Origin of the sequence: Streptomyces sp. URMC 126 (genome assembly GCF_051386555.1) — a bacterium.
Taxonomy (GTDB): domain Bacteria; phylum Actinomycetota; class Actinomycetes; order Streptomycetales; family Streptomycetaceae; genus Streptomyces.
This window is the reverse complement of sequence record NZ_JBPQTX010000156.1, coordinates 1-16,267: the sequence shown is the minus strand read 5'-3', so window position 1 is coordinate 16,267 and position 16,267 is coordinate 1. Positions and strand designations below refer to the sequence as shown.

The window sequence follows — 16,267 nt, the reverse complement described above, 5'->3', positions numbered from 1 at the left end:
GGGCATGGCTGGTTGGCTACGTTCGGGAGGGATAACCGCTGAAAGCATCTAAGCGGGAAGCCTGCTTCGAGATGAGGACTCCCACCCACTTGATGGGGTAAGGCTCCCAGTAGACGACTGGGTTGATAGGCCAGGTGTGGAAGACCGGTAACGGTTGGAGCTGACTGGTACTAATAGGCCGAGGGCTTGTCCTCAGTTGCTCGCGTCCACTGTGTTGGTTCTGAAACCACGAACAACCAAAGTGCCGGTTGTTGATATGTTTCATAGTGTTTCGGTGGTCATAGCGTTAGGGAAACGCCCGGTTACATTCCGAACCCGGAAGCTAAGCCTTTCAGCGCCGATGGTACTGCATGGGGGACCGTGTGGGAGAGTAGGACGCCGCCGAACTAAATTTGATAAAGCCGTAGGCTCTGAATCGATGTGAAATCGATTCAGAGCCTACGGCTTTTCTGCGTTTCCCGATAGCGTGGCCGTCATGAGCGGTCGCGCACAGCTGATGTGGGATGAGGCGGTCACCGGCTACGACTTCGGTCCGGGGCACCCCATGGACCCCGTACGGCTCGCCCTCACCATGCGGCTCGTCGAGGCGTTCGGTCTGGACAAGGCGGTGCGCGTGGTGGCGGCCAAGCCGGCCGGGGAGTCGACGCTCCGGCTGGTGCATCGTCAGGACTACATCGAGGCCGTCCGGACGGCGTCGGCCGACCCGCGGTCCGCCGATCCCGCCTACGGTCTCGGCACCCCCGACGACCCCGCCTTCGCCGGGATGCACGACGCCGCCGCGCTGATCGCCGGTCAGTCCGTCGCGGCCGCCGAAGCGGTGTGGCGTGACGAGGCCCTGCACGCCGTCAACTTCGCCGGCGGACTGCACCACGCCATGCCCGGAGCCGCCGCCGGCTTCTGTGTCTACAACGACGCCGCCCTCGCCGTCGCCCGGCTCCTCGAACTCGGCGCCGAGCGCGTGGCCTACGTCGACGTGGACGTTCACCACGGGGACGGCGTCCAGGCCGCGTTCTGGGAGGACCCCCGGGTCCTCACCGTCTCGTTGCACGAACACCCCCGCACACTCTTCCCGCAGACCGGATGGCCCGAGGAGACCGGTGCCCCGGAGGCCGAGGGAAGCGCGGTCAACGTGGCGCTGCCGGCCGGGACGGGCGACTCGGGATGGCTGCGGGCATTCCACGCCGTCGTGCCCGAGCTGCTCGCCGCTTTCCGTCCGCAGGTCCTGGTGACCCAGCACGGGGCCGACACGCACTTCGAGGACCCCCTCGCGCATCTGACCGTCTCCCTGGACGCCCAGCGCCTCGTCGCCGAGTCCTGCCACGCCCTGGCCCACGAGCACGCCGACGGGCGCTGGGTGGCCCTGGGCGGCGGCGGGTACGCGGTCGTCGACGTCGTGCCGCGGTCCTGGACGCACCTGTGCGCCGTCGCCGCCGGCCGGCCCGTCGAGCCCGGCACGGCCGTTCCGGAGGACTGGCGGCACGAGGCCTACCGGCGGACCCGTCAGTGGGGGCCCCTGCGGATGACCGACGGACTGCGGCCCGAGTGGCGGGACTTCACGGCGTACGGGTACGACCCCGCGGATCGCCTGGACCAGGCAATCCTGGCGACCCGTCGGGCCGTCTTCCCGGCACACGGCCTGCTTCCATGACCCCCTGAACCTCCCTGACCCCCCCTGAACCCCCCTGACCTTTTGACCTCGTCCGTGTCCCTCGGACCGGGCCGTCCGGGCTGGGCACGGGCCGTCCGCGCACCCCATCCCCCTCCGCCCCCGTTACCCGTGCGTGGAACGCTTGCGCGCGCATCTGCTCGCCGCCGGTCTCGCCGGGGTCGTGGCCACCGCCCGGGAGCGGAGCCTCGACCGCTACCGGAGGTTCGTCGCCCGGGACCCCGCGGTGCTGATGGGGCTGGAGCCGGAAAGTGACTGGGACTACAAGGAATTGTTACGGCTGATGGGCCAAAGGTGTGGAGTTTCAGCCGATCCTGAACAGACTTCCGGGCATGATGTGATCGACCCGGATCGAACACTGGCGGCGCTGCGAGCCTTCGCGGAACGCCTCGCCACGGTCGCCGCGGCGGGCGCTCCGGTGTTGATCGGTACCGGTCACCCCCACCGGCTCCTGGGTTTCTACGCCGGTTTGGCCGCAGGCCTGTCGTCGGCGGGATGTGCTGTCCTCACCCCGGCGCAGGGTCGAAGTATCGACATAACGACCCGGTTTGGCGTACGCACATACAACCTTGACTACGTCCGGGGAGTCGCGATGGTGCGCGAACCCGGCGCGCGCGCCACCGCGAACGAGCCGGGCGCACACACGCATTCACCCCTCCCGCTTCGTACCGCGCTGGCTGCCGCGGCGGATGCCGGCGGGCCCCTCCCGGCCCTGGTCATCGGGGACCACGGATGGGTCTGCGGGGCAGGTCAACTGGGTTTTGAGGCCGTCGGACTGGCGGACTCCGACGACCCCGCGGTCTTCGTCGGGGAGGCCGAGGGGACGGTGTCCGTGGCCGTTCCGCTTGATGACACTGTGCGGTCTGATTACTACCGACCGCTTACTCGCTATGTACTCAATCGAGCGTGTCTGTCACGGTAGGCGGCCGATGGCTGCTCCTCTTCCCCACTCGCATCACCCGCCCCTAATCTGGGGAGTGAGCGCGCAGCGACGAGGAGTCACCGGAGGGGAAGCCGGTGCGCGTCATGTGCGGAAGGTTCAGGTGTGTCATGGCTGCTGGCGAAAGGCCTCTCAACGAGGTCGTGTTCCTGACCGTGGCGGAAGTCGCCGCGGTGATGCGCGTGTCCAAGATGACCGTGTACCGCTTGGTGCACAGTGGTCATCTGCCGGCGATCCGGGTGGGAAGGTCCTTCCGGGTCCCAGAGCAGGCGGTGCACGAGTACCTCCGTGAGTCATTTGTGGGGGTGGAAACCGCCTGACGAGGACCTCGGATTACGCTGTTCGCCCGGTGCCGGGTAGGCTGGCCCGATGTAGGTCGTGTGGGCTCGGACGCCCCGCACCGAGTGAATCGATGTAAGCGAGGGTAGTCGTGGGCTCTGTTATCAAGAAGCGGCGCAAGCGGATGGCCAAGAAGAAGCACCGCAAGCTGCTCAAGCGCACTCGCGTTCAGCGCCGCAACAAGAAGTAAGCAGCGTCGCTGTGTTCGTCCCGCAGCCCTTCTCCCGCTCCGGTGGGGGGAGGGCTGCGGTGCGTCCTGCGGGCGGTCCGCCCCCGGGAGGACGGGAGGCCCGGGGAGACGAGGGAGGCGCGGGGGCCCGTACGGGGTCTACGGCGCTCCGGGAGGCCCCAGGGGCCCGTAGGGCCGGACGGGGCGCCCCACGCCGCGTACGGCGGTCCGCGCGGCTGGAAATGTCGCTCCCCGCGACGAGCGCACGTCACAGCGCGACGGCGAGCCGCTACGGTGGCCGCCACAGGGCACCGGGAGTCGCGGCGCCCCGAATCACGGCAGCCGAAGCCACGTCACCCCGAAGCCGGGCACGCGTGAACGGGGCCGCCGCGAACAGGGCAGCCGGAAGCGGGTGGGGGACGTCCCCACGGAAGGGAAGGCGCTGACCTTGGGCAGGGTGGTGCTCGTCACCGGAGCCGCGCGCCGGCTGAGCGGCCGTTTCGTCCGCCGGATCCTGCGGGAGCCCGGCGTCGACCGGGTCGTCGCGGTGGACGCGGTGCCGCCCGAGCACGGCCTGGGCGGGGCCGAATTCGTCCGGGCCGACATCCGGCAGCCCGCCATCGCCCGGGTGCTGACCGAGCACGCGGTCGACACCGTGGTCCACATGGACGTCACCGGCACCCCGCTCGGCAAGCGCGGCAACGGCCGGGGCAGCCGGAGCGTGGTCAAGGAGACCAACGTCATCGGCACCATGCAGCTGCTGGGCGCCTGCCAGAAGACCCCCTCCGTCCAGCGGCTGGTGGTGAAGTCCACCACGAGCGTCTACGGCTCGGCGCCCCGCGACCCCGCGGTCTTCACCGAGACGACGCCGCCCAAGTCGCTGCCCGGCGGCGGCTTCGCGAAGGACGCCGTCGAGGTCGAGGGCTACGTCCGGGGGTTCGCCCGCCGGCGGCCGGACGTGGCCGTGTGCGTGCTGCGCTTCGCCAACCTGCTCGGGCCCGGCGCCGACTCGCCGCTCGCCGAGTACTTCTCGCTGCCCGTGCTGCCGACGGTCCTCGGCTTCGATCCGCGGCTGCAGTTCGTGCACGAGGACGACGCGGTCGAGGTACTGCGGATCGCCGCTTCGGAGCCCGCCAGGGGCACGCTCAACAGCGGGACGTTCAACATCGCGGGCGACGGCGTCGTCCTGCTCTCCCAGGCCGCCAGGCGCCTCGGCCGCCCCACCCTGCCGTTCTTCCTCCCCAGTGTCACCTGGGCCGGCTCCGCGCTGCGCGCCCTCGGGATGCTGGACTTCTCACCGGAGCAGATCCGGCTCCTCACCCACGGCCGTGTCGTGGACACCACCCAGATGCGGGAGACGCTCGGCTTCCACCCCCGGTACACCTCGGCGGGGGCCTTCGCCGACTTCACCCGGAGCCGTGGCACCGGTCTGCTGCCGCCCCACACCCTCGCCCGTACCGTCGACCGGATCGCCGCCGCGGTGCCTGCCGGCCGCGGCCTGAAGTGAGGAGCGCACGCAGCATGGCGGACGCGAAGGTCATCCCGTTCGGCGAGGAGCCGCGGTCCCGGCGGAGGTCGCGGCGCGGCGCCCCGGGCGGCCGTACCCCGCGGGCCGCCGCGGCGCCCCTCGCGCCCGTCCCGCCGCCGCGGGACGAGCCGGAGGAGCCGGCCGGATCCCCCGGCGCCCCCGAGGCCCCCGACGCGGCCGGCGCCGCGCGGGAGGCCGCCGACGGCTGGGAGCGGAAGCTCGCCCACGGGCTGAACTTCCTGCGCCGCCGGATCACCGGCGACTACGAGGTGGACGAGTTCGGCTTCGACAAGGAGCTCACCGACCAGGTCGTGCTCTCCGCCCTGCGCCCGTTCGCCGAGAAGTACTTCCGGGTGGAGGTGCGGGGCATCGAGAACATCCCGGAGAAGGGCGCGGCCCTGATCGTCGCCAACCACTCCGGGACGCTCCCGATCGACGGGCTGATGCTCCAGGTCGCGGTCCACGACCACCATCCGGCGGCCCGGCACGTCCGGATGCTCGCCGCCGACTTGGTCTTCAAGCTGCCGGTGGTCAACGAGATCTCCCGCAAGCTCGGCCACACCCTCGCCTGTGCCGAGGACGCCCAGCGGCTGCTGGAGCGCGGCGAGGTGGTCGGGGTGATGCCGGAGGGGTTCAAGGGGATCGGGAAGCCGTTCTCGGAGCGGTACCGGCTGCAGCGGTTCGGCCGGGGCGGCTTCGTCTCGACGGCGCTGCGGGCCGGGGCGCCGATCGTGCCGTGTTCGATCGTCGGGGCCGAGGAGATCTACCCGATGATCGGCAACTCCAAGACGCTGGCGCGGCTGCTGGGGCTGCCGTACTTCCCGCTGACGCCGACGTTTCCGTGGCTCGGGCCGCTGGGCGCGGTGCCGCTGCCGACGAAGTGGACGATCCAGTTCGGGGAGCCGGTGCCCACCGAGGGGTATCCGCCGGAGGCGGCGGACGATCCGATGCTGATGTTCAACCTGACCGACCAGGTGCGGGAGACGATTCAGCACACGCTGTACAAGCTGCTGGTGCGGCGGCGGTCCGTGTTCTTCTGAGCCCTGCTCGTGCCCGCGGACGGCGACGGCGGCCGGCGCTCCCGAAGGAGCCCCGGCCGCCGTCGTCTCCGCTACTTCTGCTCCTCGCCGTGGATGCCGAGCCCGGGAAGGATGTCCGGCAGCAGCGGCGGGAGGGTGACGTCCGGCTGCTTGGACGGCTTGCCGTCCTTGCCTTCCCTGCCGTGCTGCGGGGCGGTGCCGGCCGGGCTCTCCGCCGTCGGGGCGGGCCGGAGCAGGCCCGTGCCGCCGAGCAGCCCCTCCTGCTCGTCCTGGGCGCTCTGGGAGGGCGCCGCCGGACGGTGGGAGGCGTGCTTGCCGCCGCCGCTCGACGAGCTGTGGGGCGCGGGGGCGCTGTGGCCCGGGGTGCCCCGGTGGTCGTTGTGCGGGGTGGCGGTGGCGTGCCGGCCGCCGTTCTCGTGCCGCTCCTTGTCGTGGATCAGCGACTGCAGCGGTTCGATCTCGTCGTCTATGGCCCTGAAGACCGAGCTGACGTCGTCTCGCACGTCGGTGAGCGGGAGCGGCAGCCGGTCGCGCAGCTGGCTCCAGCCCTCGCGGTGCGAGGCGGTGAACGACGAGAGCCGCCGCAGCGGGCCCAGGGAGCCGTCGTGCTCGTACGCGGCCCGGAGGAGGCGGTGGCCCTCGGAGACGTCCTGGCGCATGCCCGTGAGGGTCCTGCGGATCTCGCTCAGGTCCTCGTGGTCGAGGTGGCCGGAGCGGCCCCGCTCCATCAGCCGGCGGGCCTCCTGGAGGCGGGTGGAGGCCTGGTCGAGGAGGATGTCGCCGCGCTCGGAGTCGCTGTCGGCCATGCCGAGCTTGAGGTCCTCCATGCCGCGCTTGAGCCCGTAAAGGGTGTCGCCCGGCAGGGCGTTGGAGCTGGCGGCGGCGACCCCGCCGAGCGCTCCGGCCGCGACGCCCACGGTGAGCCCGCCGGCCGCCAGCCCCTTGGACCAGCGGGAGCGCGGCTTGAGCCGGCCGAGCGGGCCGGCCCGGTGGGCCCCCCGGCCGGAGGAGCCGGCCGGTCCGGCCGCCGCCGGGGCCCTGCGGGGCTCCGGCACCGATGCGGCGCCCCCGGCGAACTGGGCCTCCATGGCGGCGATCAGCTGCGCCCGCTGCACGGTCCGTACCTCGGGATCGAGCTCGGGGGCGGGCAGCGCGGCGAGGCCGCCCACCAGGCTCAGCAGCCGTTCCCGCTCGGCCTCGGCCGCGGGTGGGTCGGTCCGTACGGCCGCCTCGCCCTGGAGTTCCTGCTCCTCCAGGGCTTGGGCGAAGGCGTTCGCCCGCCGGTGCGCCGAAACGTTCGCGATCACAGGCGGCACCTCCTCTCGTCATGACGATCGACTCCCCCGGACACCTGGAGGTTGCACGCCTTGAGTGCATCCACTCGAACGAGTGAGTGTGTGCGGGCATGGCGCGACAGCGGGAAGTCTGCATCCCGCACAACGAGCGGCGTGGCAGTCGGGTTACGCGCCGCCGTCGCGGGCGGGCCGTCGGGCGGCCGGCCGGCGGGTCCCGGCGGCGTCTCACCGGGGGTCGGCGGCGGCTCAGCGGGCGTCGTCGGGGAGGAGCCGGGCGAGGGTGCGGACGGCCCGGTACTGCAGGGTCTTGATCGCGCCTTCGTTCTTCCCCATGACCCGGGCGGTCTCGGCGACCGACAGGCCCTGGAGGAAGCGCAGGGTGACGCACTCCTGCTGCTGGGGGTTGAGCTTGCGCACCGCCTCCAACAGGGCGGCGTTGGACAGGGATTCGAGGACGGAGTCCTCGGGGCTGCGCTCGACCTCGTTGGCGTCGAGCATCTCGCCGGTGGTGACCTCCAGGCGGAACCGGGAGGACTTGAAGTGGTCGGCGACGAGGTTGCGGGCGATGGTGACCAGCCAGGCGCCGAAGTCGCGGCCCTGCCAGGTGAAGGTGCCGATACGGCGCAGGGCGCGCAGGAACGTCTCGCTGGTCAGGTCCTCGGCCGTGGCCCGGCCGCCGACGCGGTAGTAGATGTAGCGGTAGACGGTGTCCGCGTACTGGTCGTAGAGCCGGCCGAAGGCCTCGGCCTCGCCGGCCTGGGCGCGCTCGACGAGATCCAGCATGCGGGCGCTGTCGCTGTCGGCGCTGGGGCGGCGCGTCGTAGTGGTGGCGGCGGTGCCGCGGCGGGCGCGTCTGCCGACGGCGGCGCCGGCCTCGGCGAGGGCGTAGCAGGGGCTCCTTTGCCCGGCAGCGCCAACGGCTACCGCGGGGATGGGTGTGGCGAAGGCGGGGACGGCGTACGCGGTGGGGACGAAGCCGCGCAGGCGGTCGACGACCGCTGCGCGCAGCGTAGCCAGGCCCGAGGCGTCAACCCCGACGTGTGGGTACACGGGACTCCCAGAGGCAGAGCTTCCATCACGTGCAGTGCCGGTGCGTTCACTCGACGTAGGGACAAGCGAGGTACCGGTTTGCGTTTGAGGAGAATAACCCTTCGTACAGGCAGCACTACACCGAGTTGCTCAAATCACCGTTTCCGTTCGCACTTCCACCCATTGCTGCACGTTCAAATATCGAACTCACAGCGGAAGTTGACCGTATTTGCTGTGGGTGTGGCCGATTGGGCAGCGTGTTGTGGCAATCCGGACACGGCAGGACTGCCGGGGGCTGTGTGGGGGTATGACAACCGGATTGCCTGTGGGGGAACGCCGGTTACTCAGCGTGGCGCGTGGGGCGTCTGCGGCTCGCCTGGGTGATCGCTCGTTCCGGTGACGAGGACTGGCGGCCGGGTCGCGGACGGCGCGGGGAGAACCGGCGGGGGCCGAAGAAGACCGGACGCGTTCGGAGCGCGGGGCGAGTGGCGTCCTGGCGGCACGGCCGGGCCCCGGGGGGACGGCGTGCGGCTGGGGGCAGGGGTCCGGATCCGGTGCGTCAGCGGCGGCGGCGGTGCAGGGCTACGGCCGCGGCGGTTCCGCCCGCCAGGGCGCCCAGGCCGACGGCGGCCGGGATGCCGATCCGGGCCGCCTTGCGGCCGGTGCGGTAGTCGCGCAGCCGCCAGCCGTGCTCCCGGGCGTGCCGCCGCAGCCGGGCGTCGGGGTTGACCGCGCAGGGGTGGCCTACCAGCGAGAGCATCGGGATGTCGTTGGCGGAGTCGCTGTACGCGGCGCACCGGGAGAGGTCCAGGCCCTCGGCGGCGACCAGGGCGCGGACGGCCTCGGCCTTGGCCGGGCCGTGCAGCATCTCGCCGACGAGCTTGCCGGTGTAGACGCCGCCGACGGACTCGGCGACGGTGCCCAGGGCGCCGGTCAGGCCCAGCCGGCGGGCGATGATCGTCGCGGTCTCGATCGGGGCCGCGGTGACCAGCCAGACCTTCTGGCCCGCGTCCAGGTGGGCCTGGGCGAGGGCGCGGGTGCCGGGCCAGATGCGCTCGGCCATGTACTCGTCGTAGATCTCCTCGCCGACGGCCATCAGCTCCGAGACCCGGTGGCCCTTGACGATCGACAGGGCGCTGTCGCGCGCGTCCTGGATGTGCGCCGGGTCCTCGTTGCCGGCCAGCCGGAACCAGGCCTGCTGCCAGGCGAACCGGGCGAGTTCGCGCTTGCGGAAGAAGTGCCGCTTGTAGAGGCCGCGGCCGAAGTGGAAGAGGGCGGCGCCCTGCATCACGGTGTTGTCGAGGTCGAAGAAGGCGGCGGCCTTCACGTCGCCGGGGACGGGGAACTCCGGCTCGGCGGCGCGGGCGGCCTTCTTGCCGGTCGCGGCGGCGGGCGCCTCCTCGGCGGCGGCCGGGGCGGCCTCCCGGGCCTCCTGCTCCTGGACCGTCTTCCGGGCGGCCTCGGCCGCCGCCTCGCCCGCCCGGACACTGCGCGCGGTGGCGTAGCGGCGCGGCGAGAGCCACGTGAGCCAGGACAGCCAGCGGAACTCGAGGCGCGCCCCGAAGGGGCTCCTGCCGGGACGGCGGTCGGGCGACGGGTGGGCCATGCCGCGAGCATAGCCAGTTTGTTCGGAGTGATCAGGACGGCGTGGGGGCTCCGGCGTGAACGATACGTGTCGGTAACGTCACACCTTCCGCCCAGCGCGGGGCGCGGTCAGCCGCCGAGGGCCTTGCGCAGCCGGTCCGGGTTCACGCGCCAGAAGTCGTGCTGCTCGCCGTCGATCAGGACGACCGGGATCTGCTCCCAGTACTTGCGGTGCAGGTCCTCGTCCTGGGTGATGTCCTTCTTCTCCCAGCGGGTACCCAGGGCGCCGCAGACCTCGGCGATCACCGTCTCGGCGGCGTCGCAGAGGTGGCAGCCGGGCTTGCCGACGAGGGTGACGACGTGGTCCGCGGGGTTCTTGCGGCGGCGGAGCAGGCTCATGCGGCCATTGTGCCGGGGCCGGACGGGTGCGCAGAGGGCCGGACGGGCCCTGGTGATCAGGGGGGCGCCGCCGTTCCGGGCGGGGCGAATAGGTGCCTGAGTCGACTACCATCATGGGCGATTTGTAGGTGTCCGGGGGTATAGCGGTGAGGAGTGATCGCCCGTGTCCCCGTCGACCGACCCCTGGTGCGGGCGTGACGCGCGTGGTTGTCGACGCGATCCCGACAATGGTTCCCCGAACCGGCCGAAAGACCGCGTGACGCCTGTCACTTTGCACGGACAAAGCGGACACCATCTTTGTGCACGCGTTCACAAAGACATAGCCTGCATACGACGGGGCGGTCCTGGGACAGGGCGCCGCCCGCAGCCCCGCTCTACCCGCAGGAGCACCGTGGCAACTGGCCGAACTCACCGACCGGCGACCCGAAGCCGAGGGATTCCCGAGGCCACCGTCGCCCGGCTTCCGCTGTATCTGCGCGCGCTGACCGCGCTCTCCGAGCGCTCGGTCCCCACGGTCTCCTCGGAGGAGCTCGCGACCGCGGCGGGGGTCAACTCCGCCAAGCTGCGCAAGGATTTCAGCTACCTCGGCTCGTACGGCACCCGCGGCGTGGGCTACGACGTGGAGTACCTCGTCTACCAGATCTCCCGCGAGCTCGGCCTCACCCAGGACTGGCCGGTCGTCATCGTCGGCATCGGCAACCTCGGCGCGGCGCTCGCCAACTACGGCGGCTTCGCCTCCCGCGGCTTCCGTGTCGCGGCCCTGATCGACGCCGACCCCGCGATGGCGGGCAAGCCGGTGGCCGGGCTGCCCGTGCGGCACACCGACGAACTCGAGTCGATCATCAGCGACAACGGCGTCTCCATCGGCGTCATCGCCACCCCGGCCGGCGCCGCCCAGCAGGTCTGCGACCGGCTGGTGGCCGCCGGGGTCACCTCGATCCTCAACTTCGCGCCGACCGTGCTCGCGGTGCCGGACGGCGTCGACGTCCGCAAGGTCGACCTGTCGATCGAACTCCAGATCCTGGCCTTCCACGAGCAGCGCAAGGCCGGCGAGGAGCCGGGGCAGGCCGGCCAGGCCGCGCGGCCCGCGGCTTCGCGACCGGGAAGCGCCCGTCCGGCCGCCGCCGCGGCGGTCCGCGACGGCAGGAAGGGACCGGACGGGGACGTCCCCGCCGTGATGCCGGCATGAGCCTGCTCGTCGTGGGTCTCAGCCACCGCAGTTCGCCGGTGAGCGTGCTGGAGCGGGCCTCCCTGACCCCCGAGGCCCGGGCCGCGCTGGCGCACGACACCCTCGCGGCCGAGCCGGCCACCGAGGCGGCCGTGCTCGCCACCTGCAACCGCATCGAGCTCTACGCCGACGTGGACAAGTTCCACGCCGGTGTCGCCGAGCTGTCCACGCTGCTCGCCCGCCACACGGGCGTCCCGCTGGACGAGCTCACCCCGCACCTCTACGTCCACTACGAGGACCGCGCCGTCCACCACCTCTTCTCGGTGGCCTGCGGCCTGGACTCGATGGTCGTCGGCGAGGGCCAGATCCTGGGCCAGATCAAGGACGCCCTCGCCCTGGCCCAGGAGCTGCACAGCGCCGGCCGGCTGCTCAACGACCTGTTCCAGCAGGCCCTGCGGGTCGGCAAGCGCGCCCACAGCGAGACCGGCATCGACCGGGCCGGGCAGTCGCTCGTCACCTTCGGCCTGGAGCAGCTCCACGACGGCCCGTCCGTCGAGGAGTGGGCCGCGGGCAAGCGCGCCCTGGTCATCGGCGCCGGCTCCATGTCCTCCCTCGCCGCCGCCACCCTGGCCCGCGCGGGCGTCGCCCACGTGGCCGTCGCCAACCGGACCCTGGAGCGCGCCCGGCGGCTCGCGGAGATCCTGACCGAGCCCGGCGCCGCCGGGAAGGTCACCGCGAGCGCGGTGGAGATGAGCGTCCTGCCCGAGGAGCTCGCGCTCGCCGACATCGTCGTCTCCTGCACCGGCGCCACCGGCCTGGTCCTGACGGCCGACGCGGTCACCGCCGCGCTCGCCCGCCGGCCGGGCTGCGCGGTCGACGCCGACTGCGCCGGCGGCACCCGGCTCGCCCTGCTCGACCTCGCCATGCCGCGCGACATCGACGCCGCCGCGCACGGCATCGACGGCGTGCGGTTCGTCGACATCGAGGCGCTGGCCGAGGCCTCGGCCGACGCGCCGATGGCCGCCGACGTCGACCGGGTGCGGACCATCGTCTCCGACGAGGTCGCCGCCTTCGGCGCCGCCCAGCGCGCCGCCCACATCACGCCCACCGTGGTCGCCCTGCGCACCATGGCCGCGGACGTGGTCGCCGGCGAGATCGCCCGGCTCGACGGGCGGCTGCCCGGGCTGGACGACAAACAGCGCGCCGAGATCACCCAGACCGTCCGCCGCGTCGTCGACAAGCTCCTCCACGCACCGACCGTGCGGGTCAAGGAGCTGGCCGCGACCCCCGGCGGCGCCGGCTACGCCGACGCCCTGCGGGAGCTCTTCGACCTCGACCCGCAGGCGGTCGCCGCCGTCAGCCGGGCCGACGCGCGGCTAGACACCAAGAACAACGCACGGGAGTCGGCATGAACGGCACAACCACCGCCCCGCTGCGCCTGGGCACCCGGCGCAGCAAGCTGGCCATGGCCCAGTCGGGGCAGGTCGCCGAGGCGGTGCGACGGCTGACCGGCCGCCCGGTCGAGCTGGTCGAGATCACCACCTACGGTGACGTCTCGCGCGAGCACCTGGCGCAGATCGGCGGCACCGGCGTGTTCGTCTCCGCGCTGCGCGACGCGCTGCTCGCGGGCGAGATCGACTTCGCCGTGCACTCGCTCAAGGACCTGCCGACCGCGCAGCCCGACGAGCTCGTGCTGGCCGCCGTCCCGCGCCGCGAGGACCCGCGCGACGTGCTGATCGCCCGCGACGGACTGTCCTTCGAGGAGCTGCCGGCCGGCGCCCGGATCGGCACCGGCTCGCCGCGCCGCATGGCCCAGCTCAACGCCTGGGCCAGGGCGCTCGGCAAGGAGATCGAGACCGTGCCGGTCCGCGGCAACGTCGACACCCGGCTGGGCTTCGTGACCGGCGGGGAACTCGACGCGGTCGTGCTGGCCGCCGCCGGGCTGACCCGCCTCGGCCGGATCGACGTGGCGACCGAGTTCCTGTCGCCCGACACCGTTTTGCCCGCCCCCGGCCAGGGGGCCCTGGCGATCGAATGCGCCGCGACCGCGGCGTCGCTCGCCACCGTGCTCGCCGAGCTCGACGACCCGCACACCCGGGCCGCCGTGACCGCCGAGCGTTCCCTGCTCGCCGCCCTGGAGGCCGGCTGCTCCGCACCCGTGGGTGCGTTGGCCGACCTGTTGGGAGACGGGCAGGCTGTCACCGAAATGCGCCTGCGCGGCGTCGTCGGCACGACCGACGGCTCGACGCTGGTGCAGCTGTCCACCACCGGTCCCGTTCCCGCGTCGCACCACGACGCCCTGGCCCTCGGTCGCGAGCTCGCGGCCGACATGCTGGACAAGGGTGCGGCCGGTCTTATGGGGGAGCGAGCACATTGAACCCCACCGCCCCGAACCATCCCGCGCACGGGCACGTCACCTTCCTCGGTGCGGGCCCCGGAGACCCGGGACTGCTGACGCTCCGCGCCGTCGAGGCGCTCGCGTCCGCGGACGTCCTGATCGCCGACCCACAGGTGCTGGAGGTGGTGCGCGCACATGCGCGCGCGCATGTGGACATGCCCGCGCAGCCGGTCTCTGACGAGGTGTCAAAGGCCGCCGACATCCCTGTCCTCAGGGACACCGCCAATCTTGTCATGACGGCCGCGCGCGGCGGCAAGCGGGTCGTCCGTGCGGTGCTCGGCGACCCCGGCCTCGACGGGAACGCCGCCGACGAGATGCTCGCCTGCGCCGCCGAGGGCATCACCTTCGAGGTGGTCCCCGGCATCGCCACCGCCGTCGGCGTGCCCGCCTACGCCGGTGTGCCGCTGCGCGACCCGAAGGGCGGCGACGTGCGGTTCGTCGACGCCCGGACGGCCTCCGACACCTGCTGGTCGGAGGTGGGCGCGAGCCAGGCCACCGTCGTGGTGACCACCACCCTGGACGCCGTCACCGCCGCCGCCGGGGAGCTGGTCGCGGCCGGCCGCAAGCCGGACACCCCGCTCAGCGTGACGATCGCCGGCACCACCACCCGGCAGCGCACCTGGACGGCGACCCTGGGCACCATCGCCCAGGTGCTCAAGGCCGCCAAGGTGCTGCCGTCGCCCGACGGCGGGCAGCCGGTGATAGCCGTGGTCGGCGAGCGCAGCGCGGCCGATCACCGGGAGCCGCTGTCCTGGTTCGAGTCCAAGCCGCTGTTCGGCTGGAACGTCCTGGTGCCGCGCACCAAGGAGCAGGCCGCGTCGCTCTCCGACCAGCTCCGCTCGTACGGCGCCGTGCCGCACGAGGTGCCGACCATCGCCGTCGAGCCGCCGCGCACTCCGCAGCAGATGGAGCGCGCGGTCAAGGGCCTGGTCACCGGCCGCTACGAGTGGATCGCCTTCACGTCCGTGAACGCCGTGAAGGCGGTGCGCGAGAAGTTCGAGGAGTACGGGCTCGACGCGCGCGCCTTCGCCGGCATCAAGGTCGCGGCCGTCGGCGAGCAGACCGCGAAGTCGCTGATCGAGTTCGGCGTCAAGCCGGACCTGGTGCCGAGCGGCGAGCAGTCGGCCGCCGGGCTGCTGGAGGACTGGCCGCCCTACGACCCGGTCTTCGACCCGATCGACCGCGTCTTCCTGCCGCGTGCCGACATCGCCACCGAGACCCTGGTGGCCGGTCTGATCGAGCTCGGCTGGGAGGTGGACGACGTCACCGCCTACCGGACCGTGCGCGCCTCGCCGCCGCCGGCCGAGACCCGCGAGGCGATCAAGGGCGGCGGCTTCGACGCCGTGCTCTTCACGTCCTCGTCCACCGTGCGGAACCTCGTCGGCATCGCCGGCAAGCCGCACAACGTCACCGTCATCGCCTGCATCGGCCCGGCCACCGCGAAGACCGCGGAGGAGCACGGGCTGCGGGTGGACGTGCTGTCGCCCGAGCCCTCGGTGCACAAGCTCGCCGAGGCGCTCGCGGAGTTCGGTGCCGCGCGGCGTGACGCCGCGATCGAGGCCGGGGACCCGGTCACGCGCCCGAGCGAGCGGCGGCCCGGATCGCGTAGGAGGGCACGGAGTTGAGCACCAGCACGTACGGCACGTTCCCGGGGGCGCGGCCCCGGCGGCTCCGCACCACCCCGGCCATGCGCCGGATGGTCGCGGAGCACCGGGTGCACCCCTCCGACCTGATCCTTCCCGCCTTCGTGCGGGAGGGCGTCGGCGAGCCGGTGCCGATCTCGGCCATGCCCGGGGTCGTGCAGCACAGCCGTGACACGCTGCGGAAGGCCGCCGTCGAGGCGGTGGAGGCGGGGGTCTCCGGGATCATGCTCTTCGGCGTGCCCGAGGAGTCGAAGAAGGACGCCCTGGGGACGGCGGGCACCGACCCGGACGGCATCCTCCAGGTCGCCATCCGTGATGTGAAGGCCGAGGTCGGGGACGAACTCGTCATCATGTCCGACCTGTGCCTGGACGAGTTCACGGATCACGGGCACTGCGGTGTGCTGGACGCTCAGGGGCGGGTCGACAACGACGCCACTCTGGAGCGGTATGCCGAGATGGCTCAGGTGCAGGCCGACGCGGGTGTCCACGTGGTGGGCCCCAGCGGGATGATGGACGGTCAGGTCGGGGTCATCCGTGATGCCCTGGACCAGACCGGGCACGAGGACGTGTCGATCCTCGCCTACGCGGTGAAGTACGCGTCCGCGTTCTACGGGCCGTTCCGGGAGGCCGTCGGGTCCTCGTTGCAGGGGGACCGGAAGACGTACCAGCAGGACGCGGCCAATGCGCGGGAGTCGATGCGCGAGCTGGCGCTCGACCTTGCCGAGGGCGCGGACATGGTCATGGTCAAGCCGGCCCTGCCGTACCTCGACGTGCTCGCGAAGGTCGCGGAGGCGGTGGACGTTCCCGTCGCGGCGTATCAGATCTCCGGTGAGTACGCGATGGTCGAGGCGGCGGCTGCGAACGGGTGGATCGATCGGGAGCGGGCCATTCTGGAGACGCTTACGGGGATCAAGCGGGCCGGGGCCAACATGATCCTTACGTACTGGGCGACGGAGGTTGCTCGGAAGTTGGGCTGAGGCCCTGTTGGGGGTGCCCCGGTCCCGCCCTTTCACCGTTTCTTGCGGGGGCGAGCCCCCGCACCCCCCGAAACCGCGCTCCGCGCGGTTGT

General features: G+C 72.3%; 15 protein-coding genes and 2 rRNA genes. 13 read left to right on the top strand and 4 right to left on the bottom strand.

Annotated elements, in window-relative coordinates; genetic code table 11:
- From ACSNOK_RS19520 to ACSNOK_RS19485, 8 genes are all read left to right on the top strand, one after another.
- Positions 1-194: ribosomal RNA gene (locus ACSNOK_RS19520) — 23S ribosomal RNA — on the top strand; the annotation flags it as partial.
- A gap of 76 nt (positions 195-270) precedes the next feature.
- Positions 271-387: ribosomal RNA gene (gene rrf / locus ACSNOK_RS19515) — 5S ribosomal RNA — on the top strand.
- A gap of 88 nt (positions 388-475) precedes the next feature.
- Positions 476-1,648 (top strand): acetoin utilization protein AcuC, encoded by a 1,173-nt coding sequence (locus ACSNOK_RS19510; protein ID WP_436781999.1) that lies wholly within the window; start codon positions 476-478, stop codon positions 1,646-1,648.
- A gap of 142 nt (positions 1,649-1,790) precedes the next feature.
- On the top strand, positions 1,791-2,588 hold the full coding sequence (locus ACSNOK_RS19505; protein ID WP_436781998.1) for a phosphatase: 798 nt from the start codon (positions 1,791-1,793) through the stop codon (positions 2,586-2,588).
- Between the two features lie 128 nt (positions 2,589-2,716).
- Complete coding sequence (locus tag ACSNOK_RS19500; protein ID WP_154080489.1) at positions 2,717-2,926, top strand: helix-turn-helix domain-containing protein; 210 nt, start codon at positions 2,717-2,719, stop codon at positions 2,924-2,926.
- A 110-nt stretch (positions 2,927-3,036) separates the two neighbouring features.
- Complete coding sequence (locus ACSNOK_RS19495; protein ID WP_003948845.1) at positions 3,037-3,135, top strand: 30S ribosomal protein bS22; 99 nt, start codon at positions 3,037-3,039, stop codon at positions 3,133-3,135.
- Between the two features lie 427 nt (positions 3,136-3,562).
- Entirely contained in the window at positions 3,563-4,621 is a 1,059-nt protein-coding gene (locus ACSNOK_RS19490) for an NAD-dependent epimerase/dehydratase family protein (protein ID WP_436781997.1), read from the top strand.
- 14 nt (positions 4,622-4,635) lie between these two features.
- Positions 4,636-5,682: a lysophospholipid acyltransferase family protein gene (locus ACSNOK_RS19485; RefSeq protein WP_436781996.1), complete on the top strand. Its 1,047-nt coding sequence runs from the start codon at positions 4,636-4,638 to the stop codon at positions 5,680-5,682.
- Between the two features lie 71 nt (positions 5,683-5,753).
- On the opposite strand, the gene ACSNOK_RS19480 is transcribed toward ACSNOK_RS19485, so the two are convergent.
- The 4 genes from ACSNOK_RS19480 to ACSNOK_RS19465 all read right to left on the bottom strand — a co-directional run bounded on the left by ACSNOK_RS19480 (position 5,754) and on the right by ACSNOK_RS19465 (position 9,989).
- Positions 5,754-6,989, bottom strand: coding sequence for a DUF5667 domain-containing protein (locus ACSNOK_RS19480; protein ID WP_436781995.1), 1,236 nt, complete (start codon positions 6,987-6,989; stop codon positions 5,754-5,756).
- A gap of 234 nt (positions 6,990-7,223) precedes the next feature.
- Complete coding sequence (locus tag ACSNOK_RS19475) at positions 7,224-8,027, bottom strand: ECF subfamily RNA polymerase sigma factor, BldN family (RefSeq protein WP_436781994.1); 804 nt, start codon at positions 8,025-8,027, stop codon at positions 7,224-7,226.
- Between the two features lie 538 nt (positions 8,028-8,565).
- Entirely contained in the window at positions 8,566-9,543 is a 978-nt protein-coding gene (locus tag ACSNOK_RS19470; protein WP_436782001.1) for an HAD family hydrolase, read from the bottom strand.
- A gap of 176 nt (positions 9,544-9,719) precedes the next feature.
- The gene (locus tag ACSNOK_RS19465; RefSeq protein WP_436781993.1) at positions 9,720-9,989 is read right to left on the bottom strand and encodes a glutaredoxin family protein; all 270 of its coding nucleotides are present in this window, start codon (positions 9,987-9,989) and stop codon (positions 9,720-9,722) included.
- Positions 9,990-10,380: 391 nt separating this feature from the next.
- On the opposite strand from ACSNOK_RS19465, the gene ACSNOK_RS19460 reads away from it, so the two are divergent.
- The 5 genes from ACSNOK_RS19460 to hemB all read left to right on the top strand — a co-directional run bounded on the left by ACSNOK_RS19460 (position 10,381) and on the right by hemB (position 16,175).
- A complete protein-coding gene (locus ACSNOK_RS19460; protein WP_436781992.1) occupies positions 10,381-11,178 on the top strand; it encodes a redox-sensing transcriptional repressor Rex in 798 nt (265 codons plus the stop codon).
- Positions 11,175-12,569 (top strand): glutamyl-tRNA reductase, encoded by a 1,395-nt coding sequence (locus ACSNOK_RS19455; protein WP_436781991.1) that lies wholly within the window; start codon positions 11,175-11,177, stop codon positions 12,567-12,569. Before ACSNOK_RS19460 ends, ACSNOK_RS19455 begins: the two co-directional genes overlap by 4 nt.
- The gene (hemC, locus tag ACSNOK_RS19450) at positions 12,566-13,534 is read left to right on the top strand and encodes a hydroxymethylbilane synthase (protein WP_436781990.1); all 969 of its coding nucleotides are present in this window, start codon (positions 12,566-12,568) and stop codon (positions 13,532-13,534) included. Before ACSNOK_RS19455 ends, hemC begins: the two co-directional genes overlap by 4 nt.
- Positions 13,531-15,180, top strand: a complete 1,650-nt coding sequence (locus ACSNOK_RS19445) for a uroporphyrinogen-III synthase (RefSeq protein WP_436781989.1) — start codon at positions 13,531-13,533, stop codon at positions 15,178-15,180. The genes hemC and ACSNOK_RS19445 overlap by 4 nt, the downstream gene beginning before the upstream one ends.
- Positions 15,181-15,242: 62 nt before the next feature.
- The gene (gene hemB, locus ACSNOK_RS19440) at positions 15,243-16,175 is read left to right on the top strand and encodes a porphobilinogen synthase (RefSeq protein ID WP_436782000.1); all 933 of its coding nucleotides are present in this window, start codon (positions 15,243-15,245) and stop codon (positions 16,173-16,175) included.
- Positions 16,176-16,267 lie beyond the last annotated feature (92 nt).

Coding starts and splice junctions, on each gene's coding strand:
- ACSNOK_RS19510 (WP_436781999.1), top strand. CDS start 476: ATGAGCGGTCGCGCACAGCTGATGTGGGATGAGGCGGTCACCGGCTAC.
- ACSNOK_RS19500 (WP_154080489.1), top strand. CDS start 2,717: ATGGCTGCTGGCGAAAGGCCTCTCAACGAGGTCGTGTTCCTGACCGTG.
- ACSNOK_RS19485 (WP_436781996.1), top strand. CDS start 4,636: ATGGCGGACGCGAAGGTCATCCCGTTCGGCGAGGAGCCGCGGTCCCGG.
- ACSNOK_RS19465 (WP_436781993.1), bottom strand. CDS start 9,989: ATGAGCCTGCTCCGCCGCCGCAAGAACCCCGCGGACCACGTCGTCACC.
- ACSNOK_RS19455 (WP_436781991.1), top strand. CDS start 11,175: ATGAGCCTGCTCGTCGTGGGTCTCAGCCACCGCAGTTCGCCGGTGAGC.
- hemC (WP_436781990.1), top strand. CDS start 12,566: ATGAACGGCACAACCACCGCCCCGCTGCGCCTGGGCACCCGGCGCAGC.
- hemB (WP_436782000.1), top strand. CDS start 15,243: ATGCGCCGGATGGTCGCGGAGCACCGGGTGCACCCCTCCGACCTGATC.